This is a genomic window from Streptomyces sp. NPDC002537, from assembly GCF_053594975.1.
Window position 1 is genome coordinate 79,851 of sequence record NZ_JBSFWT010000007.1, and the last position, 25,453, is coordinate 105,303.

The following is a 25,453-nucleotide window of genomic DNA, read 5'->3' on the forward strand; positions in this document are numbered from 1 at the left end:
CCCCCTGTGCCACGAAAACGCCGGGCGGGCTGGAGGATCCAGCCCGCCCGGCGTTGTGCTGTTCTCGCGTTCCCGCGAAGCGTGTTCCTACGAAGCCGGGTCGCCCGTCGACACCGTCAGGACGAACTCGTCGCTCGGCGACTTGGGGTCGAAGGGGTCGCCGTCCTTCGGGGTCTGGCTGAGCACCGTGCCCTTGCCCCAGGTGTTCTCGGGCTGCGGGTCGATGCGGTACTTCCAGCCGGCCGCCTGCAGGCACGCCTTGACCGAGTCGACGTAGAAGTAGCTGAAGTTGGGCGCGGTCTTCTTCGACTTGTCGCTGTAGTACTCGTACGCGTTCGTGCACTTCTGCTTGTCGATGGTCTTCGTCTTGTCGCCCTCTTTGTGCTGCGACTGGGTGCCACCGGAGGTGCCGCCCGACGTCCCACCCGAAGTGCCGCCGGAGGTCCCGCCGGAAGTGCCGCCCGCGGGGGCGGCCGTCGCCTGGTTCCCCTTGCCCTTGTTGCCGGCGTTGTCGGCCTGGTTGCCGGAATCGCCGCCGCCGTTCAGCGTGATCGCCGCGATCACACCGATGACCGCGAGCACGGCGACGACGGCGGAGCCGATGAGCACCGGCTTGTTGCTCTTGCCACCGCCCGAGGGCGGCACGGGCGCGGGAGCAGGCGCCGCCGCGTACGGGGGAGGCGTCCCCGGGCCGCTCTGGCCGCCCTGGAAGGGCTGTACGGGGGTCGCGTAGGCCTGGGGGCCCGGCGGGGGCGTGGAGGGCCCGTAGCCGCCGCTGTAGGGGCTCTGCTGCGCGGGCGGCTGGTACGGCGTCCGGACGTCCTGCGGGCCCGGCGCCGCCTGCTGGTCGACGGGCGGGAAGACGGCCGACCCCACGCCCGCGCCGCTGCGCGGCGGCGGGCCGCCCGCGACGATCACCGGCGAGGCGGCGGACTGGGCGGTGCCCACCACGCGCGCGCACTCGTCCCGCATGGACTCGGCGCTCGGGAAGCGCTCGTTCGGGTTCTTCTTCAGCGCGCGGGCGACCAGCGCGTCGACGGCCGGGGGGATCGACCGGTTGATCGAGGAGGGTGCGACCGGCTCCTCCTGGACGTGCGCGTACGCGATGGCCAGCGGGGAGTCGGCGTCGAAGGGCAGCCGTCCCGTCAGCAGCTCGAAGAGCATGATGCCGACCGAATACAGGTCGGAACGGGCGTCCACGCCCCGTCCGAGCGCCTGCTCGGGCGAGAGGTACTGCGGCGTGCCGACGACCATGCCCGTCTGCGTCATGGAGGTCACACCGGACTGCATGGCCCGCGCGATGCCGAAGTCCATGACCTTGACCACGTTGCGCTTGGTCACCATCACGTTGCCGGGCTTGATGTCCCGGTGGACCAGCCCCATCTCGTGGCTGACCTCCAGGGCGGCCAGCACGTCGGCCGTGACCTTCAGCGCCTTCTCGGTGGGCATCGCGCCGTACTGGCGGACGTCGGCGTCGAGCACGGAGCGCAGCGGCTGGCCCTCGACGTACTCCATGACGATGTACGGCATGGTCGACCCGTCCAGGTCGTCCTCGCCCGTATCGAATACCGAGACGATGTTGGTGTGTGTGAGCTTGGCGACGGCCTGTGCCTCGCGCCGGAACCGCTCGCGGAAGGACGCCTCGCGCCCGAGCTCCGTGTGCAGCGTCTTGATGGCCACCTGGCGGTCCAGGACGCTGTCGTAGGCCAGGTGCACGGAGGCCATGCCGCCCTCGCCGAGCAGGTCGCGGAGCTGGTACCGGCCGCCGCCGACCGACCGGCCCGCATAGCGGCCCTGAGCGCCGTCCTGGCTCATCGTTCCACTTCCCCCTCGGCCGCACTGCCTGCTGTACTGGTCCGGTCCTGGCCGGCTCCGTCGATAGATCCCGGCCAAGTTTGCCCCAGGCCACGGGCACGTCAAGCCGCGTGCCCGTTCCGTGACGGGATGCGCGACAAGCCGTCACGAGATTTGCCTTGCTCAGGCCCGTACAGGTTTGATAGCGCGTCCATCCCGGACCGGCACGCGGCCTGGAGCCTGTAGCGTGCCTTAGCGGAAGACCGTTTTCCCCGCGCAGCGACTCCCACGCGCAGCGGCCAGACACGACGGCGAGGACTGATGGCACAGACGCAGAGCGCCCAGGGTCCGTCCGACCCTGACGCCAACGGGGGCGGTATGCCCGATGTGCCTGAAATGTGGGGTAATGGCGGGCTGGTCGGCGACGGCCGCTACCGCCTCACCCACCGGCTCGGGCGCGGTGGCATGGCGGAGGTGTTCGCCGCCGAGGACGTACGGCTCGGCCGTACGGTCGCGGTGAAGCTGCTCCGCGCCGACCTCGCCGAGGACCCGGTTTCGAAGGCGCGCTTCACCCGCGAGGCACAGTCGGTCGCCGGGCTCAACCACCACGCGGTGGTCGCGGTGTACGACTCCGGCGAGGACGTCGTCGGCCGCAATGTCGTGCCGTACATCGTCATGGAGCTGGTTGAAGGCCGCACTATTCGCGACCTGTTGCTCAACGCCGAGGCACCGCCGCCCGAGCAGGCCCTGATCATCGTCTCCGGTGTGCTGGAGGCCCTGGCCTACAGCCACCAGCACGGCATCGTGCACCGGGACATCAAGCCCGCCAACGTGATCATCACGAACAACGGCGCGGTCAAGGTCATGGACTTCGGCATCGCCCGCGCCCTGCACGGCGCGGCGTCCACGATGACGCAGACCGGCATGGTCATGGGCACGCCGCAGTACCTCTCGCCCGAGCAGGCGCTCGGCAAGACGGTCGACGCGCGCTCGGACCTCTACGCGACCGGCTGTCTGCTGTACGAACTGCTGGCGCTCCGTCCGCCGTTCACCGGCGAGACCCCGCTGTCGGTGGTCTACCAGCACGTCCAGGACAACCCCGTGCCCCCGTCGCAGGTCCTCGGCAGCGTGCCGCCGGAGCTGGACGGGCTGGTCATGCGCTCCCTCGCGAAGGACCCGGACGACCGGTTCCAGAGCGCGGAGGAGATGCGCGGCCTGGTGCAGTACGCGCTCCAGATGCTGCACGACGCCGGCGCCCACACGGGCTCCTGGGACACCGGTCCGGTGGCGCACGCCACGGCCGCCACGCAGGCCCTCGGCATGGGCGCCGGGATGGCGGGCACCACCGCCATGCCGCACCCGATGCACGGCGACACCTCGCAGCAGCCGCTCATCCCGACCCGCAACGGCGACGACGGCGGCTTCGACGGCTACGGCAACGGCGGCCGGGGCCGCGGCAACGGTGGCGGCGGCAAGGGCAAGATGGTGCTGATCGCCGTGCTCGCGGTGATCGCCGTCGCGGTGGGCGTGATGTACGCGATGAGCATGACGAACTCGGCCAATAAGGGCGAGACGAACACGACCGACAAGCAGTCCGTCACGCCCTCGCCCTCCGATTCGCCCTCCACGCCGGAGACCCCGAGCCAGCGGTCCCGTGCGCCCCAGGGCGACAGCACCGGCGGCCGCGAGCGGGGCACCGGTCCGACGGACAACGGGAACGAGGAGCCGACCACCGGCCCGACGTCGGGTCACCACACGAGGCCCCCGACGACCGAGCCGACGGGCGGCCCCACGACCGGTCCGACGGGGGACACCAACCCGACGAAGAACCCGACCGACGACCCGAAGCCGCCGTCGCCCAACCCGCCGTCGCCCGGTACCGGCGGCCTCCCCGGGGGCCTCACGAGCTGACCGGCCGCCGCACGGCCGCCACTTGGGCCCGTCTCCCTTCCCGGGAGGCGGGCTCAGTCCGTGAAAGCGGTGCGCACGGACTCGTAGGCCCGCGTCCACCACACGGCGAGCGCCGCGGACGCGGGGAAGCCGGGGTCGGCTCGGCGGTCGCCCAGCTGGTAGCGCCAGCGCAGCATCCAGAAGTCGTTGAGCCGTTCCCACCACACCCGGTGCACGGCGGCCGCCAGTTCGGCCGTTCCCGCGCCGGACACGCGCCGGTACGCGCGCGCGTAGGGGCGTATCTTCGCCAGATCCAGCGTGCCGTCGGGCCGCAGGAAGAAGATCACCGCGGCCCGTACGGCCTCTTCGGCACGGGGCTGGACGCCCAGCCGGTCCCAGTCGAGGATCGCGGCGGGTTCGCCGCCCCGGTAGAGCACGTTGAGCGGGTGGAAGTCGCCGTGCACCCAGCCGCGGGCGGGTGTGGCCGCCGGGCGGCGGTGCGCGTGCCGCTCCAGCAGGGCGCGGCGTTCGACGAGGCGGTGCTCGGCGAGTTCGTCGAAGGAGTCGCGGGGGCGGCGCCGTACGAGCGCGAGGAGCTCCTCGATGAGGGCATACGTGTCCTGGGGATCGGCCGAGGCGTCCCGGGTCGCCGCTCTGGGGTCCGCGGAGGGGTGTTTCGGGCTCCTGGGCCAGCCGGAGGCTCCCGGGCCCGCAGAAGCCCCTCCAGGGCCCTCCGGGGGCCCGTCGGGCGGCTCTTCCGAGCAGACTTTCGCCAGACAGGTGTGCACCTGCCCGAGGAGGGTGCCCAGGCGGCGGGACTGGGCGCGGGTCAGCTCGCCGCCGTCGTGGTGGCGGCCCTCGACCCAGGGGTGCAGGGCGTAGCAGCGGCCGTCGAGGACGGTGACCGTGGAGCCGCCGGTGTCGGTGACGGGCGGGGCGACGGGCAGCCCGAGCGCGGCCAGCCGCAGGGTGACGCGGTGCTGGCGGGCGATGGCCGCGTGGTCGCCGTCGAGGTGGTGCTTGAGGAAGAAGTTCCCGCGGGTGGTGGTCAGGCGGTAGCCGCGGTTGAGCAGGCCCTCGGTCAGCGGGACGCAGGCCAGCGGGGTCCCGGCGTTGCCGTAGAGCCGCAACAGGGCGTGCAGCGTGCCGTTGTCGGGCGCGCGGAGCCCGCCGTCCCCGCCGACTCCGCTGTGAACAGTGGTGGCGACGAGCGGGGAGACAAGTGAGCGCGGCACGCTCCAAATGTTAGATCAGGCTGAGTGTGCGACCTGTCGTGCGGGGACGCCTTCGAGGTGATGCACGGTGATGAACTGCGGTTCGATGCACAGGTATTCGGGAACGAAGGGTGCGTTGTCCGCCGCGCGCGGGGGCCTGCCGAAGCGGTCGAGTTCGGCGGGGGACGGGGTGAAGAGCCGTGCGGTGCCCACGAATTGCACGGTCCAGACGTCCTCCTGGGACGCGTGGCGGTCGCCGAGGTTGTCGGCGCCGTACGCGACCACGTTCCCGTCGCACGCCTGCGCGTAGCCGAAGCCGCTGTGCAGCCGCAGGACGACGCCGCGGTCGCTCACGATGTGGCGGGCGACGGTCACGAAGGGCAGCGCCCGCATGCTCACAGAGAGCCTGCCGTAGGGCATGCGCGCGAGCAGTTCGAGCGCGCGGTATTCGTCGTAGTCGTCGGTGGGCCCGGTAGGCACGGTGAGCATGGGCACCACTGTGCACGGTGGCGCCCGGTGTCCGTAGAGGCACCCGCCCCTATGCGGAGGGACGTTGGTCCCGAAACGGGGAAAACCGCGGTACCGGAGGCCCTGGCCGGGGCCTCAGTTCTTCCGGGCCTGCAGGCGGGCCACGTACGCGGCCGCCTGGGAGCGCCGCTCCATGCCCAGCTTGGACAGCAGGCTGGAGACGTAGTTCTTGATGGTCTTCTCGGCGAGGTGCAGCCGTTCGCCGATGGCGCGGTTGGTCATCCCCTCGCCGATGAGGTCGAGGATGCGGCGCTCCTGGTCGGTCAGGTTCGCCAGCCGGTCGTCGCCCTTGGGGTCCTTGCCGTCGCGCAGCCGCTCCAGCACCCTGGCCGTCGCCACCGGGTCGAGGAGGGATTTCCCGGCCGCCACGTCACGCACCGCGGAGAGCAGCTCATTGCCACGGATCGCTTTCAGTACGTAGCCGGACGCACCTGCCATGATGGCGTCGAAGAGCGCCTCGTCATCGGCGAAGGAGGTGAGCATCAGACATTTGATGTTCTCGTCCTGGGAACGGATTTCCCGGCAGACTTCCACCCCGCTGCCATCCGGAAGGCGAACGTCCAGAACGGCGACATCCGGACGGGTGGCGGGAATGCGCACCAAGGCGTCCGCGGCCGTGCCTGCCTCGCCCACGACCTCGATGTCCGCCTCCACGGAGAGCAGCTCGTGCACGCCGCGGCGGACCACTTCGTGGTCGTCGAGCAGAAATACCGTGATTTTTCGCTGTTCGGGCACAGTGCCAGAGTCTCACATCAACTCTTCCCCTGCTCTTGCCCTCCGGGATAACGTGCGGTCGTTCCGGCGGCCTGCACGGCCGTGCTCACAAGGACGTGACCAGGAGCGTTGTCCCGCTTTCTCGATTTACTTGGAAATCCAAGCAAAATTGCAGGTCAGGCGGGGTTTCGCAGGAATGCGGCCTTCTGGGTAACGTGCTTATTGCAGGCCATTGGCCGGGGCGCCTGTCACGCCCGGTTCCGGCCTCGGCACACCCACCCCGTGTGCCGTCGGGGACCGGGCGAGCATTTCCCTGCCTCACGGCGGGGGGACCCCTTCCGGCCGCCGGCGACCCCGGGGGCCGGACAGACGGAGGAGCACACGTGACTGTGGACAGCACTGCCGCGCGCAAGCCGCGACGGGGCAGCAGCAAGCGCGCCGGCGCCAAGGCCGCCCGGCCGGGCGAGCCCGAGCTCGTACAGCTGCTGACGCCGGAGGGCGAGCGGGTCGAGCACCCCGACTACTCCATCGACCTGACGCCCGAGGAACTGCGTGGCCTGTACCGCGACATGGTGCTGACCCGCCGGTTCGACGCCGAGGCCACCACGCTGCAGCGCCAGGGCGAACTGGGCCTGTGGGCCTCCCTGCTGGGCCAGGAGGCCGCGCAGATCGGCTCCGGCCGGGCCACCCGGGACGACGACTACGTCTTCCCGACCTACCGCGAGCACGGCGTCGCCTGGTGCCGCGGGGTCGACCCGACCAACCTGCTGGGCATGTTCCGCGGTGTCAACCACGGCGGCTGGGACCCCAACGAGAACAACTTCCACCTCTACACGATCGTCATCGGCTCGCAGGCGCTGCACGCGACCGGTTACGCCATGGGGGTGGCCAAGGACGGCGCGGACTCCGCCGTGATCGCCTACTTCGGCGACGGCGCGTCCAGCCAGGGCGACGTGGCGGAGGCGTTCACCTTCTCCGCCGTCTACAACGCCCCCGTGGTCTTCTTCTGCCAGAACAACCAGTGGGCCATCTCCGAGCCCACCGAGCGGCAGACCCGCGTCCCGCTCTACCAGCGCGCGCAGGGCTATGGCTTCCCGGGCGTGCGCGTCGACGGCAACGACGTGCTGGCCGTCCTGGCGGTCACCAAGGCCGCCCTGGACCGTGCCCGCACCGGCCAGGGACCCACGCTGGTCGAGGCGTTCACCTACCGCATGGGCGCCCACACCACCTCCGACGACCCGACGAAGTACCGCCGGGACGAGGAGCGCGAGCAGTGGGAGGCCAAGGACCCGATCCTGCGGCTGCGCACCTACCTGGAGCGCGAGGGCCACGCCGACGAGGCGTTCTTCGCCGGCCTGGAGACCGAGTCCGACGCGCTCGCCAAGCGGGTGCGCGACGTCGTCCGGACGATGCCGGACCCCGACAACATGGCGATCTTCGAGCACATCTACGCCGACGGCCACGCGCTGGTCGACGAGGAGCGCGCGCAGTTCGCCGCCTACCAGGCTTCGTTCGCCGAGGAGAGCCACTGATGTCCGTAGAGAAGCTCTCCATCGTCAAGGCGATCAACGCCTCGCTCCGCACCGCCCTGGAGACCGACCCCAAGGTCCTGATCATGGGCGAGGACGTGGGCAAGCTCGGCGGCGTCTTCCGCGTCACCGACGGCCTGCAGAAGGACTTCGGCGAGGACCGGGTCATCGACACGCCCCTCGCCGAGTCCGGCATCGTGGGCACCGCGATCGGCCTGGCCCTGCGTGGCTACCGGCCGGTCGTGGAGATCCAGTTCGACGGTTTCGTCTTCCCCGCGTACGACCAGATCGTCACCCAGCTCGCCAAGATGCACGCCCGCGCGCTCGGCAAGATCAAGCTGCCGGTCGTCATCCGCATCCCCTATGGCGGCGCGATCGGTGCCGTCGAGCACCACAGCGAGTCGCCCGAGGCGCTGTTCGCCCATGTGGCAGGCCTGAAGGTGGTCTCCCCGTCGAACGCCTCGGACGCCTACTGGATGCTCCAGCAGGCCATCCAGAGCGACGACCCGGTCATCTACTTCGAGCCGAAGCGCCGCTATCACGACCGGTCCGAGGTCGACACGGACGCGATCCCCGGCCCGCTGCACACCGCGCGCACGGTCCGCGAGGGCACGGACCTCACCCTGGCCGCGTACGGCCCGATGGTGAAGACCTGTCTGGAGGCCGCCGCGGCGGCCGCCGAGGAGGGCAAGTCCCTGGAGGTGCTGGACCTCCGGTCGATGTCGCCGATCGACTTCGACGCCGTCCAGGCGTCCGTCGAGCGCACCCGCCGGCTGGTCGTCGTCCATGAGGCCCCGGTCTTCCTCGGCACGGGCGCCGAGATCGCCGCCCGGATCACCGAGCGCTGCTTCTACCACCTGGAGGCCCCGGTGCTGCGGGTCGGCGGATATCACGCGCCGTACCCGCCGTCCCGGCTGGAGGACGAGTACCTTCCGGGACTGGACCGGGTGCTCGACGCCGTCGACCGCGCGCTGGCGTACTGAGGGGTTCGAGGAGAGTCGTGACCATGACTGCAAGCACTGTGCGCTTCCGCGAGTTCAAGATGCCCGACGTCGGTGAGGGGCTCACCGAGGCGGAGATCCTCAAGTGGTACGTCGCCGTGGGGGACACCGTCTCCGACGGCCAGGTGGTCTGCGAGGTGGAGACCGCCAAGGCCGCCGTCGAGCTGCCGATCCCCTTCGACGGCGTCGTGCACGAACTGCGCTTCCCGGAGGGCACGACGGTCGACGTCGGCCAGGTGATCATCTCCGTGGACACCAACCCCGGTGCGGGACCGGCCGATGCCGCTCCCGCCGCCGCGGCGCGGGCCGCCGAGCCGGAGGCGCCCGCGGCGCCGGAGCGGCAGGCGGTACTGGTCGGGTACGGCGCCGCGCCGTCCTCCACCAAGCGCCGGCCCCGCAAGGCGCAGCCGTCCCCCGTGGCGGCCGCCGTGCAGGCGGAGCTCAACGGCCGTACGGCCCCGGCCGCGCCGGTGACGCCCGCGCCGATAGTGCCCGAGCCCGCCGCCCCCGTGCCCGTCGCCGCCCGCCCGCTGGCCAAGCCGCCCGTGCGGAAGCTCGCGAAGGACCTCGGCATCGACCTGGCCACCGTCGTCCCGACCGGTACCGACGGCGTCGTGACCCGCGAGGACGTGCACGCCGCCGCCACCGCGCGCCTCGCGCCCGCCCCGGCCGCGGAGGAGCCGGCGGCGGTCGTGGCGGAGCCCGTGGCGGGTGGCGTACGGGACCTCGCCGCGCGCGAGACCCGCATCCCGGTCAAGGGCGTCCGCAAGGCCACCGCCCAGGCGATGGTCGCGAGCGCCTTCACCGCGCCGCACGTCACGGAGTTCGTCACCGTCGACGTGACCCGCACGATGAAGCTCGTGCAGAAGCTCAAGGAAGACCCGGACATGGCCGGGCTCCGGGTGAACCCGCTGCTGCTGGTCGCCAAGGCGCTGCTCGTCGCGATCAAGCGGAACCCGGACGTCAACGCGTCCTGGGACGAGGCCAACCAGGAAATCGTCCGCAAGGACTATGTGAACCTGGGCATCGCGGCCGCCACCCCGCGCGGCCTGATCGTGCCGAACATCAAGGACGCGGGCGTCAAGACCCTGCCCGAGCTGTCGGCGGCCCTGGGCGAGCTCGTCGCCACCGCGCGGGAGGGGAGGACGAGCCCGGCGGACATGTCCGGCGGCACCGTCACCATCACCAACGTCGGCGTCTTCGGCATCGACACCGGTACGCCCATCCTCAACCCCGGCGAGTCCGCGATCCTGGCCTTCGGAGCCGTCAAGCTCCAGCCGTGGGTCCACAAGGGCAAGGTCAAGCCGCGGCACGTGACGACCCTGGCGCTGTCCTTCGACCACCGCCTGGTCGACGGCGAACTCGGCTCGAAGGTGCTCGCCGATATCGCGGCCGTACTGGAGAACCCGCAGCGGCTGATCACCTGGGGCTGATTCCCGGAATCCGCGAAAGCGGTTGAAAGAGAAACAAACAATGAAAGACGGAGGGCCCGAACGCCTCTCTCCTCACCCCCCTCCAGCGAGGAGAGAGCAGCGTCCGGGCCCTCTGTCCTGATGCGGAGCGGCCTCGGGTCACCACCCTGACAGAGGGTGGAATAGCCCGTGCTGGGCAATTTACTTAAGATTGACCGACACTTGCAGTGTCGGATTTGGAGGCCGAGTGGAAGGCGTCGACCGGGTGGACGGCGAATCCATCAGCCGGCTTCTCCGTGCCTGGCGCGCCCGCGTCGACGCCCGGACCGTCCGGGAGCTCCGCGGCACCTTTCCGCCCCCCGGCCGGCGGCTCTCCCAGGCGCACGTGGCCCGGCTCACCGGGGTGAGCGAAGGGTGGTACCGCGCGCTGGAGGCGGGCCGCCGCCAGGACTTCTCGGAGAGCTTCCTGCTGCGCGTCGCGGAGGCGCTGCGGCTCAGCGACGCGGAGACCCTCACCCTCTTCCTTGCCGTCTGCGGCCGCCGCCCGCCCGAACTCTCCAGGGCGCAGCGCGAATTGCCGCACGGCGTCAAAGCGCTCCTGGAACAGCAGGTCTCGTACCCCGCATATCTCTCCGACGTCGCCTGGAATATCGTCGCCACGAATTCCCTCATGGGCGAGTGGTTTCCCTGGGCGCTGCGCCCCGGCGCCAATCTCATGCGCTGGGCCCTGCTCGATCCCGAGGCCCGCGAGCAGATGCTCGACTGGGAGGACAGCTGCGCCCGCGTCTATCTCGCGATGCTGCGGGTCGCGGCGAACAGCGACCCCGCCAACGCGGAACTGCGCGGTCTGGTGAAGGACATCCTCGACGCGGACGCGGACTGCCGGCGGATCTGGGCCGCGGAGCACGACGTCGTCGAGCACCGTGACGGGCACGTGTTCCGGTTGCGGCTGCCGTACCACGCCCGCGCCGAGGTACGGGTGACCACGCACGTACTGCTCCCCATACAGCGCCCCGACCTGCGCTTCGTCTTCATCACGCCGTTGGACGGCTGGTCGGCGTAAGGCTGTTCGTGGACATTTGCTGGACGGCAGACGCGGTCCGGGATGCGGACACCCCCTCCTCACGCATACGTGTTGTATCTAAGCTGTGCGCATGCCGACCGCTCCCCCTGCCGACCTCCCCCTCCCGACGAAGCTCCCCGCCAAGCAGCCCCCCGCCGCCGATCGCGTCTACGTCCACGTCAAGGAAGCCGTACTCCACCGCCACTACGAAGGCGGGACGTTGCTCACCGAAGGGGACCTGGCCGAGGCGGTCGGGGTGTCCCGGACGCCGGTGCGCGAGGCACTGCTGCGGCTGGAGGCGGAAGGGCTGCTCAAGCTCTATCCGAAGAAGGGCGCGCTGGTCCTCCCGGTGTCCGCGCAGGAGATCGCGGACGTGGTCGAGACCCGGCTGCTCGTCGAGAAGTACGCCGCCGCCAAGGCCGTCCCCGCCTCCGAGCGGCTCATCACGCGCCTGGAGGAGCTCCTCGACGACATGGCCCGCCAGGCGGCCGCCGGTGACCTGGCCGCCGTCTCCGTCAGCGACCGCGCCTTCCACGCGGAGATCGTCAGCAGCGTGGGCAACCAGATCCTCTCGCGCCTCTACGACCAGCTCCGCGACCGGCAGTTGCGCATGGGTGTGGCCGTGATGCACGCCCATCCCGACCGCATCGCGAAGAACCACGCGGAGCACGGCGAGATCCTGGAGGCCCTGCGCGCCGGGGACGCCCAGGCCGCCGTCGACATCGTCGACCAGCACGTCAGCTGGGTGCGCAACCTCGCGCAGGGAGAGGTCCGATGAGCCGGGCGGCACCGATAGGGCTGCCCGGCGACCCGCCCGGCGGACGGCGTGCCGTCGCCGTCTGGGGCCTCGGCGTCGGGGTCTACTTCGTCGCGATCATCTTCCGCACGAGCCTCGGCGTGGCCGGGATCGACGCGGCGGAGCGCTTCCACATCAACGCCTCCGCGCTGTCCACCTTCTCCATACTCCAACTGCTCGTCTACGCGGGCATGCAGATACCCGTCGGCCTCATGGTCGACCGGCTGGGCACGAAGAAGGTGCTGGGCCTCGGCGTCGTCCTGTTCACCGCCGGGCAGCTGGCCTTCGCGCTCTCCCACTCCTACGGCACGGCCCTCGCCAGCCGCGCCCTGCTCGGCTGCGGCGACGCGATGACGTTCATCAGCGTGCTGCGGCTCGGCGCCCGCTGGTTCCCCGCCCGCCGCGGCCCGATGATCGCCCAGGTGGCGGCGCTGTTCGGGATGGCGGGCAACCTCGTCTCCACCGTCGTGCTCGCCCGGCTGCTGCACAGCGCGGGCTGGACGCCGACGTTCGCGGGCAGCGCGGCGGCCGGGGTCCTCGTCCTCGTCCTGCTGCTGCTCTTCCTCGAGGACCACCCGGCGGGCCACGAACCGCCGCCCGCCGCCGCGCACTCGGGCAAGGGTTTCGTACGGCAGCAGATCGCCCTCGCCTGGCGCGAGCCCGGCACCCGGCTCGGCATGTGGGTGCACTTCACCACGCAGTTCCCGGCGATGGTGTTCCTGCTGCTCTGGGGCATGCCCTTCCTGGTCGAGGCACAGGGCCTCACCCGGGGCACCGCGGGCCTGCTGCTCACCCTGGTCGTGCTGTCCAACATGGCCGTCGGGCTGGTCTACGGCCAGATCATCGGCCGCCACCACGCCGCCCGGCTGCCGCTCGCCCTCGGCACGGTCGCGGCGACGGCCCTGCTGTGGGCGACGGTCGTCGCCTGGCCCGGCGCGCACGCGCCCATGTGGCTGCTGGTCGTGGAGTGCGTCGTCCTCGGTGCCTGCGGGCCCGCGTCGATGATCGGCTTCGACTTCGCGCGCCCCGCGAACCCGCCCGAGCGCCAGGGCACCGCCTCCGGCATCGTCAACATGGGCGGCTTCGTCGCCTCGATCACCACCCTGCTGGCCGTCGGCCTCCTGCTGGACGCGACCGGCCAGGACTACCGCCTCGCGTTCTGCTCGGTGTTCGTCCTGGAGGCACTGGGACTCTCCCAGATCCTGCGACTGCGCACGCGCGCCCAACGCCGCGAGGAGGAGCGCGTCGTGGCCTCCCGGGTGGAAACGGTGCACGTACCGGCGTGACCGCGCGGCCTGTGGCCCGGCCGGTGCAGAGGCCGGTGCGAGGCCGGTACGGTGCGGGCCCGCGACCTGCCTGCGGTCAGTACGGAGCGCGGCCCGTACAGCGCGCGGCCCCGTCGGCGGTTTCGGCGCGCACCGTCCCGGTTCCGGCCCCGGCGGCGCGGCGCCGGCTACGGCGTGATCGCGAATTCCCGGAGGATCGTCCGGGCCAGCCGTGGTTCGCCCTCCACCTTGATGCGGTCCGCGACCGCGTCCGGCCGCACCCGCCCGCAGGCCAGGCGCGCGTACGTCTCCCAGTCCATGGCCAGCGTCACCGTCGGACCGAGCGACACACTGCTGTCGATCTTCCCGCGGCCCTGGGCGTCGACCCGCACGGTCCGCAGGAACTCCAGCGGGCCGTGCACGTCGAAGACGACCGCCGCGCCCGGCGGGGCGGTCGCGTCCTTGGCCACGACCTTCGGCAGCGCGTTCAGCAGGAAGTCGCGGGTGATGGCCGCGGCGGGGGAGTCCAGGTTGCCGGGCATGCCGAGGGCCCGGCGCAGGTCCTGCTCGTGCGTCCATACGTCGAAGGCCCGCACGGTGAGGGCTCGTTCGAGCGGCTGGTCGTTGCCCGAACCCAGCGGCCAGCGGACCGGCGCCTGCGGGCTGCGGTTCTCGTTCCGGAGCTGGCGGCAGCGCCGGAGGATGATGAGGTCGAGTTCCGAGGTCATCTCCAGGGCGGTGTGGCAGCGCCGCACGTCCACCTGCACCTCGATGTAGCGCGAGAACTCGTCGGTGACGTGGTAGAGATCGCGCGGCAGCGTATGGATCGGCCGTGGTTCGCCCAGGAATTCGGTCTCGACACCGATGACATGGGAAACCACATCGCGAACGGACCACCCGGGGCACTCGGTGGGTGTGTTCCAGTCGCTCTCGGCAAGCGGTTTCACCAGCTCGTGGATCGCTTCGATGGAGTGGGTCCAGGCGTCGATGACGGGCTGAAGACTGGGGTGGACGGTCACGGAATCCCTCGGGCGGTGCGTGCGCGGATTGGCTGCTCGTGCGTCGGCTGCGGGGCGAATGCTCTCTGGGTGTTCAGCAGTTAAGTTACGCTGCGCACGGTCAGGCTGACAGTGGTTTCGGACCCTGAGAGTGGTGGTACTGTGCGCGTCTCCTTGATCCAAATAGACGTCGCCGACGGCGAGTCGGCCGGCGCGCGGCGTGCCCGCGCGGCCCGGCTCGTACGCGAACAGCGCGGCAGTGACCTCGTGGTGCTGCCCGAACTGTGGCATGTGGGGGCCTTCGCCTACGAGTCGTTCACCACCGAAGCCGAGCCGCTCGACGGCCCCACCGCCGGGGCGATGGCCGAAGCCGCACGGGACGCGCGTGTCTGGCTGCACGCCGGTTCGATCGCCGAACGCGACCCCTCCGGGCGGGTCTTCAACACCTCCCTCGTCTTCTCCCCCGAAGGGGAACTGGTCCGTACCTACCGGAAGATCCACCGCTTCGGCTTCGACCAGGGCGAGGCCGTCCTGATGGGCGCGGGCACCGAGGTCGTCACCGTCCCCCTCCCGGACACCACGCTGGGCCTGGCCACCTGCTACGACCTGCGCTTCCCCGAGCTCTTCCGGGCCCTCGTCGACGCCGGTGCCCAGACCCTCGTCATCCCGGCCGGCTGGCCGGAGCGCCGCCGCGGCCACTGGACGCTGCTGGCGCGCGCCCGCGCGGTCGAGAACCAGTCCTACGTTCTCGCCTGCGGCACGGCGGGTACGCACGCGAACGTCCCCCAGGCCGGGCACAGCATCGTCGTCGACCCCTGGGGCGAGGTCCTGGCCGAGGCGGGCGCCGGGGAGCAGGTCCTCACGGTGGACCTGGACACGGCGCGGGTGGCGAAGACGCGCGAGGACTTCCCGGCGCTCAAGGACCGCGTGCTCGGGCGTCAATCGCCCTGCTGACGCTCGGGATCCAGCAGTCTCTTGGCCACTTCGTCGTTGTGGCCCGACACCCATGCCCAGGTCTTCCCGGCCACGGCCTCACGTGAGTGCAGCACCTCCTGCTGCCGGCGCAGGAACTCGCGGTAGGCACTGCTGTGCGCGTACATGATGTGCTCCAGCGTGAGGTCGCCGACGGTCGCGACGGCGCGGACCGCGTCGGTCCGCTGGAGCCGGCGCGTGCAGCGGATGTCCGCCCGCAGCGGGATGCCCGCGCCGAGCCGGTGGACGAAGGGGTTGACCAGGGCCAGCTCCAGCGCGTCGAGGACGAACGAGCGGCGGATGTCCTCCTCGATGCTCCAGGCGAGGACGGCACACGAGCCGAGGTCCATCACGAAGACCGTGTAGAGGGTCCCGGAGGGGCTGCCGCTCCTCGGTGTGCCGAGGAGCGTGTAGTCGACGGCCAGCGTCCTGACGGCTCCGGACGGCCGTCCGGCGTGCGACGGCGGACGGTTCTTCCGCGACGTGCGCCGGGCGCTGTGCGCGTAGTAGGTGGACGGGGCGATCCCCAGCGTGCGGCAGATCGGCTCGACCCCGAACTCCTGCCGGCGGTGGTCGACGAACGCGATCAGCGTGCCGAGCGCGGGTCGGGCTCCCGGGCGATAAAACCCCCTGCCTCCAGCAGGATCTTGTTGGCCCGCTTCACCTCGGCGAGCTCCTTCTCCAGCGCGGTGATGCGCTGGGCGTGCGCGGTGGACCTGCCCGGCCGCATCCCGGAGTCGATCTCCCCCTGGCGTATCCACGCGCGGAGCGTCTCACGGCCGATGCCGAGCTCCTGGGCGACCTTCGAGATCGAGCCGTAGGGCGTGCCGTTGCGGCGGCGCACGTCGTGGACCATGCGCATCGCCTCCCGCTTCAGCTCGGGCGGGTATTTCCTGCGCGCGGGCATGGACAACCTCCATTCCAGGCTTGGGAGTCTCCAGAAAGCCTCATTCCAATCTGCAATCCCTACGAAAAACCAGCCTGCCCTGTTCAGTTGGGCGGCGGGTACCTTGCGAACCCTGGCGAAACCCTGGCGAAATTATGGATGAGGCATGTGCCACGAAGCCGCCTGCATAGGGTTCCAGCGCGGAGTTGCCAAGGTCCGCGAAACATGTGCTGTCCACCCGTGCCGTACCCACTCGTTCACACGCACGGAGGTGACAGGCATGGCAGCTGATCGACGGCAACCATGCGCATGGCGAAAGACCCCGGCCGGGACCGTTCTCGCCGTGGTGTCGTTCCTGACCAACATCGCTCGACTGGTCCTCGAGCTGGTCGGGCACCACGACGGGTCCTGACGGGGGTCTCCTCGCGAATTCCGGGGGGCCGTGCTGTCGCGCGGCTCCCCGGCCCATGTCCCGAGCAGGGCTCCGGACATGGGCAACTCTAGGTGCTCCGGCAGCCCCGCGGAGCGGAAAACAGGGCAACGGACCCGGCTGTCCGTGTGATGTCCCCTTACCGTCCGCCAGGCCAAGCTCCTGTGACCGCGCGTTCATACCGGGATGGCACCCTTGAACCATGAACGCTGCCTCGCCCGCTCCCCGCCGTGCCCGTGTCCGCGCCCCCGAGCTGATCGGCAAGGGCGGCTGGCTCAACACCGGCGGCAGTGAACTCGGCCTCGCCGACCTGCGAGGACGCATCGTCGTCCTCGACTTCTGGACCTTCTGCTGCGTGAACTGCCTGCACGTCCTGGATGAGCTGCGGGAGCTGGAGGAGAAGCACCGGGACACCCTGGTGATCATCGGGGTGCACTCGCCGAAGTTCGTGCACGAGGCGGAGCACCAGGCGGTGGTGGACGCCGTCGAGCGGTACGGGGTACACCACCCGGTGCTGGACGACCCGGAGCTCGCCACCTGGAAGCAGTACGCGGTCCGGGCGTGGCCCACGCTCGTCGTCATCGACCCCGAGGGCTACGTCGTCGCCCAGCACGCGGGCGAGGGACACGCGCACGCCCTGGAGACACTGGTCGGGGAACTGGAGGCGGAGCACGCCGCGAAGGGCACGCTCCGGAGGGGCGACGGGCCGTACGTGGCGCCCGAGCCGGTCGCCACGGACCTGCGCTTCCCCGGCAAGGCCCTGCCGCTGCCCGGCGGCACCTTCCTCGTCTCCGACTCCACCCGCCACCAGCTCGTGGAGCTCGCGGCCGACGGCGAGACCGTCGTGCGCCGCGTCGGCACCGGGGAACGCGGCTTCGGCCCCCGGAGCTTCAACGAGCCGCAGGGCCTCGCCCTGCTGCCCGACGGCAAGGTCGCCGTCGCCGACACCGTGAACCACGCGCTGCGCACGTACGACCCGGAGACCGGCGAGATCGCCACCGTCGCCGGAACGGGCAGGCAGTGGATGCAGGGGCGGCCCACCTCCGGGCCCGCCCTCGACGTCGACCTCTCCTCCCCCTGGGACGTGGCCTGGTTCGCCGACCGCCTCTGGATCGCCATGGCGGGCGTGCACCAGCTGTGGACGTACGACCCGGAGACCGGCACGGTCGAGGTCGCGGCCGGCACGACCAACGAGGGCCTGGTCGACGGCCCGGCGCGGGAGGCCTGGTTCGCGCAGCCGTCCGGGCTCGCGGCGGCCGGGGACCGGCTGTGGGTGGCCGACTCCGAGACATCGGCCGTGCGCTGGGTCGAGCGCGCCGGTGAGGACGACGGGGAAGGCGACGGTGAAGAATTCGCCGTCCGCACCGCCGTCGGCACCGGCCTCTTCGACTTCGGGCACCGGGACGGCGACGCCGCGCAGGCGCTCCTCCAGCACCCCCTGGGCGTCACCGCCCTGCCCGACGGCTCCGTGGCCGTCTGCGACACCTACAACCACGCGCTGCGCCGCTACGACCCGGCGACCGGCCAGGTCACCACGCTCGCGACCGACCTGCGGGAGCCGTCCGGTGCCGTGCTCGCGGGCGACGACATCGTGGTCGTGGAGTCCGCGCGGCACCGCCTTACGCGGCTGCGGCTGCCCGAGGAGGCCGTACGGGTCGAGTCCGTCGCCCACCGCACGCAGCGCGCCGCGACCGACGTCGCCCCCGGGCGGCTGCGGCTCGACATCGTCTTCCAGGCCCCGGCCGGCCAGAAGCTCGACACGCGCTACGGCCCGTCGACGCGCCTGCTCGTCAGCTCCACCCCGCCGGAGCTCCTGGCGGAGGGCGCGGGCACGGGCACGGACCTCGGGCGCGACCTGGTCCTCGCGGACGGCGTGACCGAGGGCGTCCTGCACGTCTCGGCGATGGCCGCCTCGTGCGACGACGACCCGGCCAACGAGTACCCGGCCTGTCACGTCCACCAGCAGGACTGGGGCGTCCCGCTGCGCGTGGCCGAGGGCGGGGCCGCGCGGCTGCCGCTGGTGCTCGCCGGGCTGGACGGCTGAGCCGCCGCCCTCAGCCCGCCGTCACCACTTGAGCGCGGCGCTCGAATCGGTCAGCCAGTACGTGACCCGCGCCGAGTCGTCGACGTGCACCGTGCCGCCGGGCAGGGCCACGGATGCCGGGTCGCCGATGCTGCCGCCGCCGCTGTCCGGGCCCTGGAAGGAGACGGAGAGCTTCTTTGCCTCCCGCCCGGGGCCCGCCGAGCCGTCCGCGGCGGAGGTGACGACGGCGGCGTACGCGGACTTGCCGGGGGCGATCGTGGTGACGGACCCGCCCTTGCTCTCCTCCACCACGCCCGCCGTGGCCTGGTCGGCGTCGAAGCGCAGGAACGGGAAGCCGTAGGCGTGGCAGGCGGCCTTGGAGGTGTTGGTCGCCACCAGCAGCAGGTGGTTCACCGGCGTCCGCACCGCCTTCGCCTCGACCTTCACCTCGGCGGCCGTGCACGCGGACTTGGTGTTCTTCCGGCCGCCGTTCTTCTGGCCGTCCGCCTGCCGGTCGTCCGCCGCGGACGCCTCGGTGCCGTCCTGCGCCTGCCCGCTGTCCGCCGACGTGTCGGCCTTCCCGCTGGTCTTGGCCCCCGACCCGTCGCCGCCACCGCAGGCGGTGAGGACGAGGGCGGCCGTTGCGGTCAGCACGGCCGCGGCGATGCGCGCGGGGCGGGTACGAGACATGGAGGATCCCCCGATGGGATGTCGGCCGGTTGGTACGGCATGGATCATTCCGCAGCGGGCTGCCGTACGGCTAACGCGCCGCTAACGTTTTGCGCACCCCTGGGACACCGCGGCGGAACGGCCCCGGCGGAGCGCCTACTCGGGGCGCCGCTGCGCGAAGAGCTTGACCAGGTCGGTCATGACATAACGGCCCGTCGACTCCTCGTCGACCAGGTGCATTTCGGCCAGCCGGTCCAGACCGTACCGTGTCACGTCCGGGTCCGCACCCGCCAGCGCGGCGAGCGCGGAGGCGTCCACGACGCGCGTGAAGCCCGACCCCAGCGTGCTCAGCAGCCGCGCGTCGTCCTCCGACAGCCGGGCCACGGAGGCCCGCAGGGCCGCCGCCACGCCCGTGTCCTCGGCGGAGAGCAGGGCCAGCCGCTGCCGCTCGTCGCGCAGGGCCGCGGCGAGCCGGGCCAGGCGCCAGCGCGGCCGGGCGGTGAGCTGCGCGGCCGCGGCGCGCAGGGCGAGCGGGAGGCCCTCGCAGAGGGCGGCCAGTTCGGCGGCCGCCTCGGGGTCCTCCGCGACCCGGTCGGGCCCGAGGACCGTGCCCAGGAGCGCCACGCCCTCCTGCGCACCGAGCGCCCGCAGCCGCAGCGGCCGGGCGGAGTCCGTGGCCACCAGACCGTCGAGCCGGCTGCGGCTGGTGACGATCGTCGCGCACTCCGCACCGGCGGGCAGCAGCGGCCGCACCTGCGCGGAACTGCGCGCGTTGTCGAGGACGACCAGCAGCCTCCGGCCCGCCACGATCGACCGGTAGAGTGCGGACGCGGCCTGCGGCGAGGCGGGGATACGGTCGCCCGGCGTGCCCAGCGCCAGCAGGAACTCCCGCAGCACCTCGCAGGACTGCGCCTCCTCGCCGCCGCTGAACCCCCGCAGGTCGGCGAAGAGCCGCCCGCCGGGGAACGCGTCCCCGTGGGCGTGCGCCCAGTGCGCGGCGAACGCCGTCTTCCCCACCCCGGCGGGCCCGGTGACGAGGGCGACCTCACCGGAGGCGAAGTCCCGCCGCGCACCGCCCAGCAGCCGGGTCAGCTCGGCGAGTTCCCGGTCCCTGCCGAGGAACCCGGCGGGCCGCCGCGGCAGCAACTGCGGCGTCGACCACGGATCGGTACGGGGCTCCGGCGGCGCGCCCGCCGGGAAGCCGTCCGCCGCGGGCGCGAGCAGCCGCCCGTACGCCGTCCGCAGCCCCTCGCCCGGGTCCACGCCCAGGTCGTCCGCGAGCCGCCGCCGCGTCCGGTGGAACCACTCGATCGCCTCGGACCTGCGGCCCGCCCGGTGCAGGGCCAGCATCAGCGCGGCGACGAGGGACTCCCGCAGCGGGTGCGCGACGGCCTCCGGCAGCAGCGCGGCGGCCGCGCGGTCGTGGTCCCCCAGCGCGCCGTAGGCCCGCGCGAGGGACTCGACGGCGTGCAGCCGCCGCTCCTCCAGGGCATGCGCGGCCGCCGCGAAGGGCGGCGTCGGCACCGTGCCCGTCAGCGCCGGGCCGCGCCACAGCCCGAGCGCCGCGCGCAGCAGCCCGGCGGCCTCCGCCGGCGCCTCCTCCGGCCGTGCGCGGGACACCAGTTCACCGAAGCGGTAGGTGTCGACGGTCGCCTCCGGCAGCCGCAGCACGTACGCGGAACCGTGCGTCGCCAGCGCCACCCCGTACGCGTCCGCGCCCGCCTCCGCGAGCGTCGCGCGCAGCCGGGACACATGGCCCTGGACGACCGTACGGGCGTGGGCGGGCGGCTCGTCCTCCCAGACCGAGTCGATCAGCTGCGCCACGGAGACCGTCGTGTTGGGCTGCAACAGCAGCATGGCGAGCACGCTGCGCCGTTTGGCGGGGCCCAGCAGGAGCTCACCGGAGGCGGCGGTGGCGGCAGTGACCGGGCCCAGCAGGGAGAACTCCAAATCAGCCCTCCAGGAAGGCCGTCAGCGCGGCGGCCAGCAGATGCGGGTCGTCCGCGCCGCACAGCTCGCGCGCGGAGTGCATGGACAGGCAGGCGACGCCGATGTCGACGGTGGCGATGCCGTGCCGGGCGGCGGTGATGGGGCCGATGGTGGTGCCGCAGGGCATCGAGTTGTTGGAGACGAAGTGCTGCCAGGGCACGCCCGCCCGCTCGCACGCGGCGGCGAACACGGCCCGGCCGGTGCCGTCGGTCGCGTACCGCTGGTTGACGTTGACCTTCAGGATCGGGCCACCGTTGGGCATCGGGTGGTGGCCCGGGTCGTGGTGCTCCGCGTAGTTGGGGTGCACGGCGTGGCCGGTGTCGGAGGAGAGGCAGACGGTGCCCGCGAAGGCGCGCGCCTTGTCCTCGTAGGTGCCGCCACGGGCGAAGACGGATCGTTCCAGCACGGTGCCGAGGAGCGGGCCGTCGGCGCCGGTGTCGGACTGGCTGCCGTTCTCCTCGTGGTCGAAGGCGGCCAGCACCGGGATGTACGGCAGTCCGTCGCCCGCCACCGCGGCGAGGGCGGCCGTACCGGCGTGCACGGACAGCAGGTTGTCCAGGCGCGGCGCGGCGAGCAGCTCCCGGTCGCGGCCCAGGTAGGCGGGTGCCTCGACGCTGTGGACCATCAGGTCCCAGCCGGTGATGTCCTCGGCGGCCAGGTCGGTCTCCTCCGCGACGAAGCGGATGAGGTCGCCCTCGCGCGGCTCGCCGATTCCCCAAATGGGCGTCATATGGCGCTGCTTGTCGAGCTTGAGGCCCTCGTTGACGCCGCGGTCCAGGTGGATGGCGAGCTGGGGCACGCGCAGCAGCGGCCGGTCCACGTTGACGAGATGGTTGCTGCCGTCGCGCAGGGTCACCCGGCCGGAGAGCCCGAGGTCGCGGTCGAGCCAGGTGTTGAGCAGGGTGCCGCCGTAGAGCTCGACGGCGACCTGCCGCCAGCCGTGCGCACCGGTGTCGGGCAGCGGCTTGACGCGGAGGTTGGGGGAGTCGGTGTGCGCGCCGACGATGCGGAAGGGCGTGGCGGCGCTCGCCCCCTCGGGGACGTACCAGGCGATGATCGCGCCGCCGCGCAGCACGAACTTGCCACCGGCCGAGGCGTCCCAGGCGTCGGTCTCCACGAGTTGGCGGAAGCCCGCCTTCTCCAGACGCGCGGCCGTGTTGGCCACCGCGTGGTACGGGGAGGGGCTGGCGGCGAGGAAGGAGATGAGGTCGTCGGTGTGGCCGCGGTCGAAGCGGTGCGCAGGGCTCATGCGCTCAGGATAAGGACAACGGGCCCGCCGTCCCCGGGAGGGAGAGCGGGCCCGTGGCCGATGTGTGACGGCGGTGCCGCCGGAACCGGACGGTCCGGTCGGGACCGTCCGGCGAACCCCGGATCAGCGGGCTCAGAAGGCGGACTCGTCCAGCTCCATCAGGGAGTTGTCGACCGTCTCCGCCAGGCCGCGCTCCAGGGAGACGCCCGGCAGGACGTTGTGGGCGAAGAACTTCGCCGCGGCGATCTTGCCCGCGTAGAAGGACTTGTCCTTGGCGGAGGCGCCGGAGAGCTTCTCGGCGGCCACGGCCGCGCCCCGGAGCAGCAGGTAGCCGACGACGACGTCACCGGAGGCCATCAGCAGGCGGGTGGTGTTGAGGCCGACCTTGTAGATGTTCTTGACGTCCTCGCCGGTGGCGGTGAGGTCGGTGATCATCGTGCCGACGATCGCCTCCAGGTCCACCGCGGCCTTGGCGAGCTCGCCGCGCGCGGCGGCCAGGTCCTCGCCGCCCGCCTCGGTGGCGAGGAACTTCTTGATCTCCTCGGCGAGGGTGTTCAGGGCCTGGCCCTGGTCGCGGACGATCTTCCGGAAGAAGAAGTCCTGGCCCTGGATGGCGGTCGTGCCCTCGTAGAGGGTGTCGATCTTCGCGTCGCGGATGTACTGCTCGATCGGGTACTCCTGGAGGTACCCGGAGCCGCCGAAGGTCTGGAGCGACTGGGCGAGCTGCTCGTAGGACTTCTCCGAGCCGTAGCCCTTGACGATGGGCAGCAGCAGGTCGTTGAGGCCGTGCAGGGCCTTGGTGTCCTCGCCCGCGGCCTCCTTGACCATGATGTCGTCCTGCACCGCGGCGGTGTGCAGGACGAGGGCGCGCATGCCCTCCGCGTACGCCTTCTGCGTCATCAGGGCGCGGCGCACGTCCGGGTGGTGGGTGATCGTCACCTTGGGCGCGGTCTTGTCCATGAAGTTGGCCAGGTCCGGGCCCTGCACGCGCTCCTTGGCGTACTCCAGCGCGTTGAGGTAGCCGGTGGAGAGGGTGGCGATGGCCTTCGTGCCGACCATCATCCGGGCGAACTCGATGATCATGAACATCTGGCGGATGCCGTCGTGCTTCTCGCCGATGAGCCAGCCCTTGGCGGGGTGCTTGTCGCCGAAGGTCATCTCGCAGGTGTTGGACGCCTTGAGGCCCATCTTGTGCTCGACGTTGGTGGCGTAGACGCCGTTGCGCTCGCCCAGCTCACCGGTCTCGAAGTCGAACTCGTACTTCGGGACGAGGAAGAGCGACAGGCCCTTGGTGCCCGGACCGGCACCCTCGGGGCGGGCGAGGACGTAGTGGAGGATGTTCTCCGCCATGTCGTGCTCGCCGGACGTGATGAAGCGCTTCACGCCCTCGATGTGCCAGGAGCCGTCCTCCTGCTGCACGGCCTTCGTGCGGCCCGCGCCCACGTCCGAGCCCGCGTCGGGCTCGGTGAGCACCATGGTGGAGCCCCACTGCTTCTCCACCGCGATCTTCGCGATGTGCTTCTGCTGCTCGGTGCCCTCCTCGAAGAGGATGCCCGCGAACGCGGGGCCCGAGGAGTACATCCAGATCGCCGGGTTGGAGCCCAGGATGGACTCGGCGTAGGCCCAGATCAGCGAGCGCGGCGCGGTGGTGCCGCCGATCTCCTCCGGGATGCCCAGGCGCCACCACTCGGCGTCCATGTACGCCTGGTAGCTCTTCTTGAAGGTGTCCGGGACCGGCGCGGTGTTGGTCTCGGGGTCGAACACCGGCGGGTTGCGGTCGGTGTCGGCGAAGGACTCGGCCAGCTCGTTCTCGGAGAGCCGCGTGATCTCCGAGAGGATGTCCTTCGCGGTGTCGATGTCCATCTCCGCGAACGGGCCGGTGCCGTACAGCTTGTCGCGTCCGAGGACCTCGAAGAGGTTGAACTCGATGTCGCGGAGATTCGACTTGTAGTGGCCCATGACAACGGCTCCGTAAGGGTGGGAGTGAACACTCAAACTTCGTACCGGGCAGTAATCTGCATGATGCTACCCACGAGTAATAAGATGCAACCCCTGATCGCCCAACTGTGACCAGTCTCAAGCGGGCGTCCGCGCGAGCACCGGGTGCGGCGTCGTTGACCGGCCGCCGGCCGTGCTGTTACCCATGCACGGGGGAGCATGGGAGGGCGTGAAGAAGCATGCGGAGCGAGCCTGTGCGACAAAGGGCGGTGTCCAAATACCTGCGGGTCGCCGATGACGTTCTCGCCCAGATCCGGGCGGGCGGGCTTCTGCCCGGGCAGCGCGTGCCCAGTGAGAGTGAACTGATGGCCCGCTACGGCGTCTCGGTGGGTACGGTGCGCAGAGCCATGGCGGAGATCCGTGCCAGTGGGCTGGTCGAGACCCTCCACGGCAAGGGGTCCTATGTCAGGGTGCGGCCTCCGGTGCGCCGGAAGTCGTCGGACCGCTTTCGCTGCTCGCACGGAACCGAGGGCAGGGCTGTCTGCCCCGTGGAGGCGGAGCCGGCCGGGGGAGCCGTGAAAGTGAGTGTCCTTTACGCCGGGCCTGTCGCGGCGCCTCCGGACATCGCGGACCGGCTCGGCGTACCGCCCGGCAGTCAGGTGCTCGCCCGGCGGTACTTGTACTTCAGCGATGGCACGCCGACCGAAGAGGCGACGTCGTACATCCCCTGGGACGTGACCGGGAAGGTCCCTGGGCTGCTCGCCGGGAATCCGGGGCCGGACGACGGGACTCATGTCTGCCCCGAAGGCCATGGGCGTGAGTTCACGGGATTCGTGGATACGGTGCGGGCCAGGCTGGCGGCGAAGGACGAATGCGCCATGCTCGGGCTGAGTCCGGGCGCGCCGGTCATGCTGCTGACGCGGGAAGTGGTTTCCCGGGAGGGCCGGATCGTCGAGGTCTGCGAGTCCGTGATGGCCGCGGATCGGTTCGTGCTCGAGTACCGGGTCCCCATGGCCGACTGGCCATCTGAATAAACTTGCGAATTCCCTTTCGGGGAGGGTTTGTTGACGGTGGCTGCTCCGGGTGGTGGACT

The 25,453-nt window shown here is 71.4% G+C and carries 22 protein-coding genes and 1 other annotated feature; of the genes, 11 read left to right on the forward strand and 11 right to left on the reverse strand.

Annotated features, from left to right (window positions below; translation table 11 throughout):
- Window positions 1-87: 87 nt before the first annotated feature.
- On the reverse strand, window positions 88-1,815 hold the full coding sequence (locus ACWD4A_RS05375; RefSeq protein WP_451189772.1) for a protein kinase domain-containing protein: 1,728 nt from the start codon (window positions 1,813-1,815) through the stop codon (window positions 88-90).
- A gap of 300 nt (window positions 1,816-2,115) precedes the next feature.
- Between ACWD4A_RS05375 and ACWD4A_RS05380 the strand changes: the two genes are divergently transcribed.
- Window positions 2,116-3,705 carry a protein kinase domain-containing protein gene (locus ACWD4A_RS05380; protein WP_451189775.1) on the forward strand — a complete coding sequence of 530 codons (1,590 nt, stop codon included), beginning with the start codon at window positions 2,116-2,118 and terminating at the stop codon, window positions 3,703-3,705.
- A 53-nt stretch (window positions 3,706-3,758) separates the two neighbouring features.
- Here ACWD4A_RS05380 and ACWD4A_RS05385 read toward each other — a convergent pair whose 3' ends face one another.
- The 3 genes from ACWD4A_RS05385 to ACWD4A_RS05395 form a co-directional block, all read right to left on the reverse strand.
- On the reverse strand, window positions 3,759-4,826 hold the full coding sequence (locus tag ACWD4A_RS05385; RefSeq protein WP_451189890.1) for a phosphotransferase: 1,068 nt from the start codon (window positions 4,824-4,826) through the stop codon (window positions 3,759-3,761).
- Between the two features lie 108 nt (window positions 4,827-4,934).
- Window positions 4,935-5,387, reverse strand: a complete 453-nt coding sequence (locus ACWD4A_RS05390; protein ID WP_451189777.1) for a pyridoxamine 5'-phosphate oxidase family protein — start codon at window positions 5,385-5,387, stop codon at window positions 4,935-4,937.
- Window positions 5,388-5,501: 114 nt separating this feature from the next.
- On the reverse strand, window positions 5,502-6,161 hold the full coding sequence (locus ACWD4A_RS05395) for a response regulator (RefSeq protein ID WP_451189780.1): 660 nt from the start codon (window positions 6,159-6,161) through the stop codon (window positions 5,502-5,504).
- Between the two features lie 362 nt (window positions 6,162-6,523).
- Here ACWD4A_RS05395 and pdhA point away from each other — a divergent pair, with 362 nt between their 5' ends.
- From pdhA to ACWD4A_RS05425, 6 genes are all read left to right on the forward strand, one after another.
- On the forward strand, window positions 6,524-7,672 hold the full coding sequence (gene pdhA, locus ACWD4A_RS05400) for a pyruvate dehydrogenase (acetyl-transferring) E1 component subunit alpha (RefSeq protein WP_451189782.1): 1,149 nt from the start codon (window positions 6,524-6,526) through the stop codon (window positions 7,670-7,672).
- Entirely contained in the window at window positions 7,672-8,652 is a 981-nt protein-coding gene (locus ACWD4A_RS05405; protein ID WP_451189784.1) for an alpha-ketoacid dehydrogenase subunit beta, read from the forward strand. The genes pdhA and ACWD4A_RS05405 overlap by 1 nt, the downstream gene beginning before the upstream one ends.
- 23 nt (window positions 8,653-8,675) lie before the next feature.
- The gene (locus ACWD4A_RS05410) at window positions 8,676-10,103 is read left to right on the forward strand and encodes a dihydrolipoamide acetyltransferase family protein (RefSeq protein WP_451189787.1); all 1,428 of its coding nucleotides are present in this window, start codon (window positions 8,676-8,678) and stop codon (window positions 10,101-10,103) included.
- A gap of 226 nt (window positions 10,104-10,329) precedes the next feature.
- Window positions 10,330-11,145 (forward strand): helix-turn-helix transcriptional regulator, encoded by an 816-nt coding sequence (locus tag ACWD4A_RS05415; protein ID WP_451189789.1) that lies wholly within the window; start codon window positions 10,330-10,332, stop codon window positions 11,143-11,145.
- Between the two features lie 91 nt (window positions 11,146-11,236).
- Entirely contained in the window at window positions 11,237-11,923 is a 687-nt protein-coding gene (locus ACWD4A_RS05420) for a GntR family transcriptional regulator (RefSeq protein ID WP_451189791.1), read from the forward strand.
- Window positions 11,920-13,227: an MFS transporter gene (locus ACWD4A_RS05425; protein WP_451189792.1), complete on the forward strand. Its 1,308-nt coding sequence runs from the start codon at window positions 11,920-11,922 to the stop codon at window positions 13,225-13,227. Before ACWD4A_RS05420 ends, ACWD4A_RS05425 begins: the two co-directional genes overlap by 4 nt.
- A 167-nt stretch (window positions 13,228-13,394) precedes the next feature.
- Here ACWD4A_RS05425 and ACWD4A_RS05430 read toward each other — a convergent pair whose 3' ends face one another.
- A complete protein-coding gene (locus ACWD4A_RS05430) occupies window positions 13,395-14,225 on the reverse strand; it encodes a maleylpyruvate isomerase family mycothiol-dependent enzyme (RefSeq protein WP_451189794.1) in 831 nt (276 codons plus the stop codon).
- A gap of 141 nt (window positions 14,226-14,366) precedes the next feature.
- Here ACWD4A_RS05430 and ACWD4A_RS05435 point away from each other — a divergent pair, with 141 nt between their 5' ends.
- Window positions 14,367-15,158 carry a carbon-nitrogen family hydrolase gene (locus ACWD4A_RS05435; RefSeq protein ID WP_451189795.1) on the forward strand — a complete coding sequence of 264 codons (792 nt, stop codon included), beginning with the start codon at window positions 14,367-14,369 and terminating at the stop codon, window positions 15,156-15,158.
- Here ACWD4A_RS05435 and ACWD4A_RS05440 read toward each other — a convergent pair.
- Together ACWD4A_RS05440 and ACWD4A_RS05445 are read right to left on the reverse strand one after the other, a co-directional pair.
- On the reverse strand, window positions 15,143-15,526 hold the full coding sequence (locus tag ACWD4A_RS05440) for a hypothetical protein (RefSeq protein WP_451189797.1): 384 nt from the start codon (window positions 15,524-15,526) through the stop codon (window positions 15,143-15,145). The genes ACWD4A_RS05435 and ACWD4A_RS05440 overlap by 16 nt on opposite strands.
- Before the next feature lie 165 nt (window positions 15,527-15,691).
- Window positions 15,692-15,805 (reverse strand) — a sequence feature (AL1L pseudoknot).
- Window positions 15,763-16,083, reverse strand: coding sequence for a transposase (locus tag ACWD4A_RS05445; RefSeq protein ID WP_451189799.1), 321 nt, complete (start codon window positions 16,081-16,083; stop codon window positions 15,763-15,765). Its footprint overlaps the feature before it by 43 nt.
- 259 nt (window positions 16,084-16,342) lie before the next feature.
- Between ACWD4A_RS05445 and ACWD4A_RS05450 the strand changes: the two genes are divergently transcribed.
- Together ACWD4A_RS05450 and ACWD4A_RS05455 are read left to right on the forward strand one after the other, a co-directional pair.
- On the forward strand, window positions 16,343-16,474 hold the full coding sequence (locus ACWD4A_RS05450) for a hypothetical protein (RefSeq protein WP_451189800.1): 132 nt from the start codon (window positions 16,343-16,345) through the stop codon (window positions 16,472-16,474).
- 220 nt (window positions 16,475-16,694) lie between these two features.
- Window positions 16,695-18,536 carry an NHL domain-containing thioredoxin family protein gene (locus tag ACWD4A_RS05455; RefSeq protein ID WP_451189801.1) on the forward strand — a complete coding sequence of 614 codons (1,842 nt, stop codon included), beginning with the start codon at window positions 16,695-16,697 and terminating at the stop codon, window positions 18,534-18,536.
- A 21-nt stretch (window positions 18,537-18,557) separates the two neighbouring features.
- On the opposite strand, the gene ACWD4A_RS05460 is transcribed toward ACWD4A_RS05455, so the two are convergent.
- The 4 genes from ACWD4A_RS05460 to ACWD4A_RS05475 form a co-directional block, all read right to left on the reverse strand.
- Window positions 18,558-19,205, reverse strand: coding sequence for a DUF4232 domain-containing protein (locus ACWD4A_RS05460; protein WP_451189802.1), 648 nt, complete (start codon window positions 19,203-19,205; stop codon window positions 18,558-18,560).
- Window positions 19,206-19,340: 135 nt separating this feature from the next.
- The gene (locus ACWD4A_RS05465; protein ID WP_451189804.1) at window positions 19,341-21,134 is read right to left on the reverse strand and encodes a BTAD domain-containing putative transcriptional regulator; all 1,794 of its coding nucleotides are present in this window, start codon (window positions 21,132-21,134) and stop codon (window positions 19,341-19,343) included.
- 1 nt (window position 21,135) lies between these two features.
- A complete protein-coding gene (locus ACWD4A_RS05470) occupies window positions 21,136-22,422 on the reverse strand; it encodes a M18 family aminopeptidase (RefSeq protein ID WP_451189806.1) in 1,287 nt (428 codons plus the stop codon).
- A gap of 132 nt (window positions 22,423-22,554) precedes the next feature.
- Window positions 22,555-24,381: an acyl-CoA dehydrogenase gene (locus ACWD4A_RS05475; protein WP_451189807.1), complete on the reverse strand. Its 1,827-nt coding sequence runs from the start codon at window positions 24,379-24,381 to the stop codon at window positions 22,555-22,557.
- A gap of 218 nt (window positions 24,382-24,599) precedes the next feature.
- On the opposite strand from ACWD4A_RS05475, the gene ACWD4A_RS05480 reads away from it, so the two are divergent.
- On the forward strand, window positions 24,600-25,394 hold the full coding sequence (locus tag ACWD4A_RS05480; RefSeq protein WP_451189809.1) for a GntR family transcriptional regulator: 795 nt from the start codon (window positions 24,600-24,602) through the stop codon (window positions 25,392-25,394).
- Window positions 25,395-25,453 lie beyond the last annotated feature (59 nt).

Coding starts and splice junctions, on each gene's coding strand:
- ACWD4A_RS05455 (WP_451189801.1), top strand. CDS start 16,695: ATGAACGCTGCCTCGCCCGCTCCCCGCCGTGCCCGTGTCCGCGCCCCC.
- ACWD4A_RS05440 (WP_451189797.1), bottom strand. CDS start 15,526: ATGGACCTCGGCTCGTGTGCCGTCCTCGCCTGGAGCATCGAGGAGGAC.
- ACWD4A_RS05445 (WP_451189799.1), bottom strand. CDS start 16,083: ATGCCCGCGCGCAGGAAATACCCGCCCGAGCTGAAGCGGGAGGCGATG.
- ACWD4A_RS05475 (WP_451189807.1), bottom strand. CDS start 24,381: ATGGGCCACTACAAGTCGAATCTCCGCGACATCGAGTTCAACCTCTTC.
- ACWD4A_RS05480 (WP_451189809.1), top strand. CDS start 24,600: ATGCGGAGCGAGCCTGTGCGACAAAGGGCGGTGTCCAAATACCTGCGG.
- ACWD4A_RS05405 (WP_451189784.1), top strand. CDS start 7,672: ATGTCCGTAGAGAAGCTCTCCATCGTCAAGGCGATCAACGCCTCGCTC.
- ACWD4A_RS05380 (WP_451189775.1), top strand. CDS start 2,116: ATGGCACAGACGCAGAGCGCCCAGGGTCCGTCCGACCCTGACGCCAAC.
- ACWD4A_RS05375 (WP_451189772.1), bottom strand. CDS start 1,815: ATGAGCCAGGACGGCGCTCAGGGCCGCTATGCGGGCCGGTCGGTCGGC.
- ACWD4A_RS05420 (WP_451189791.1), top strand. CDS start 11,237: ATGCCGACCGCTCCCCCTGCCGACCTCCCCCTCCCGACGAAGCTCCCC.
- ACWD4A_RS05390 (WP_451189777.1), bottom strand. CDS start 5,387: ATGCTCACCGTGCCTACCGGGCCCACCGACGACTACGACGAATACCGC.
- ACWD4A_RS05425 (WP_451189792.1), top strand. CDS start 11,920: ATGAGCCGGGCGGCACCGATAGGGCTGCCCGGCGACCCGCCCGGCGGA.
- ACWD4A_RS05470 (WP_451189806.1), bottom strand. CDS start 22,422: ATGAGCCCTGCGCACCGCTTCGACCGCGGCCACACCGACGACCTCATC.
- ACWD4A_RS05450 (WP_451189800.1), top strand. CDS start 16,343: ATGGCAGCTGATCGACGGCAACCATGCGCATGGCGAAAGACCCCGGCC.
- ACWD4A_RS05410 (WP_451189787.1), top strand. CDS start 8,676: ATGACTGCAAGCACTGTGCGCTTCCGCGAGTTCAAGATGCCCGACGTC.
- ACWD4A_RS05460 (WP_451189802.1), bottom strand. CDS start 19,205: ATGTCTCGTACCCGCCCCGCGCGCATCGCCGCGGCCGTGCTGACCGCA.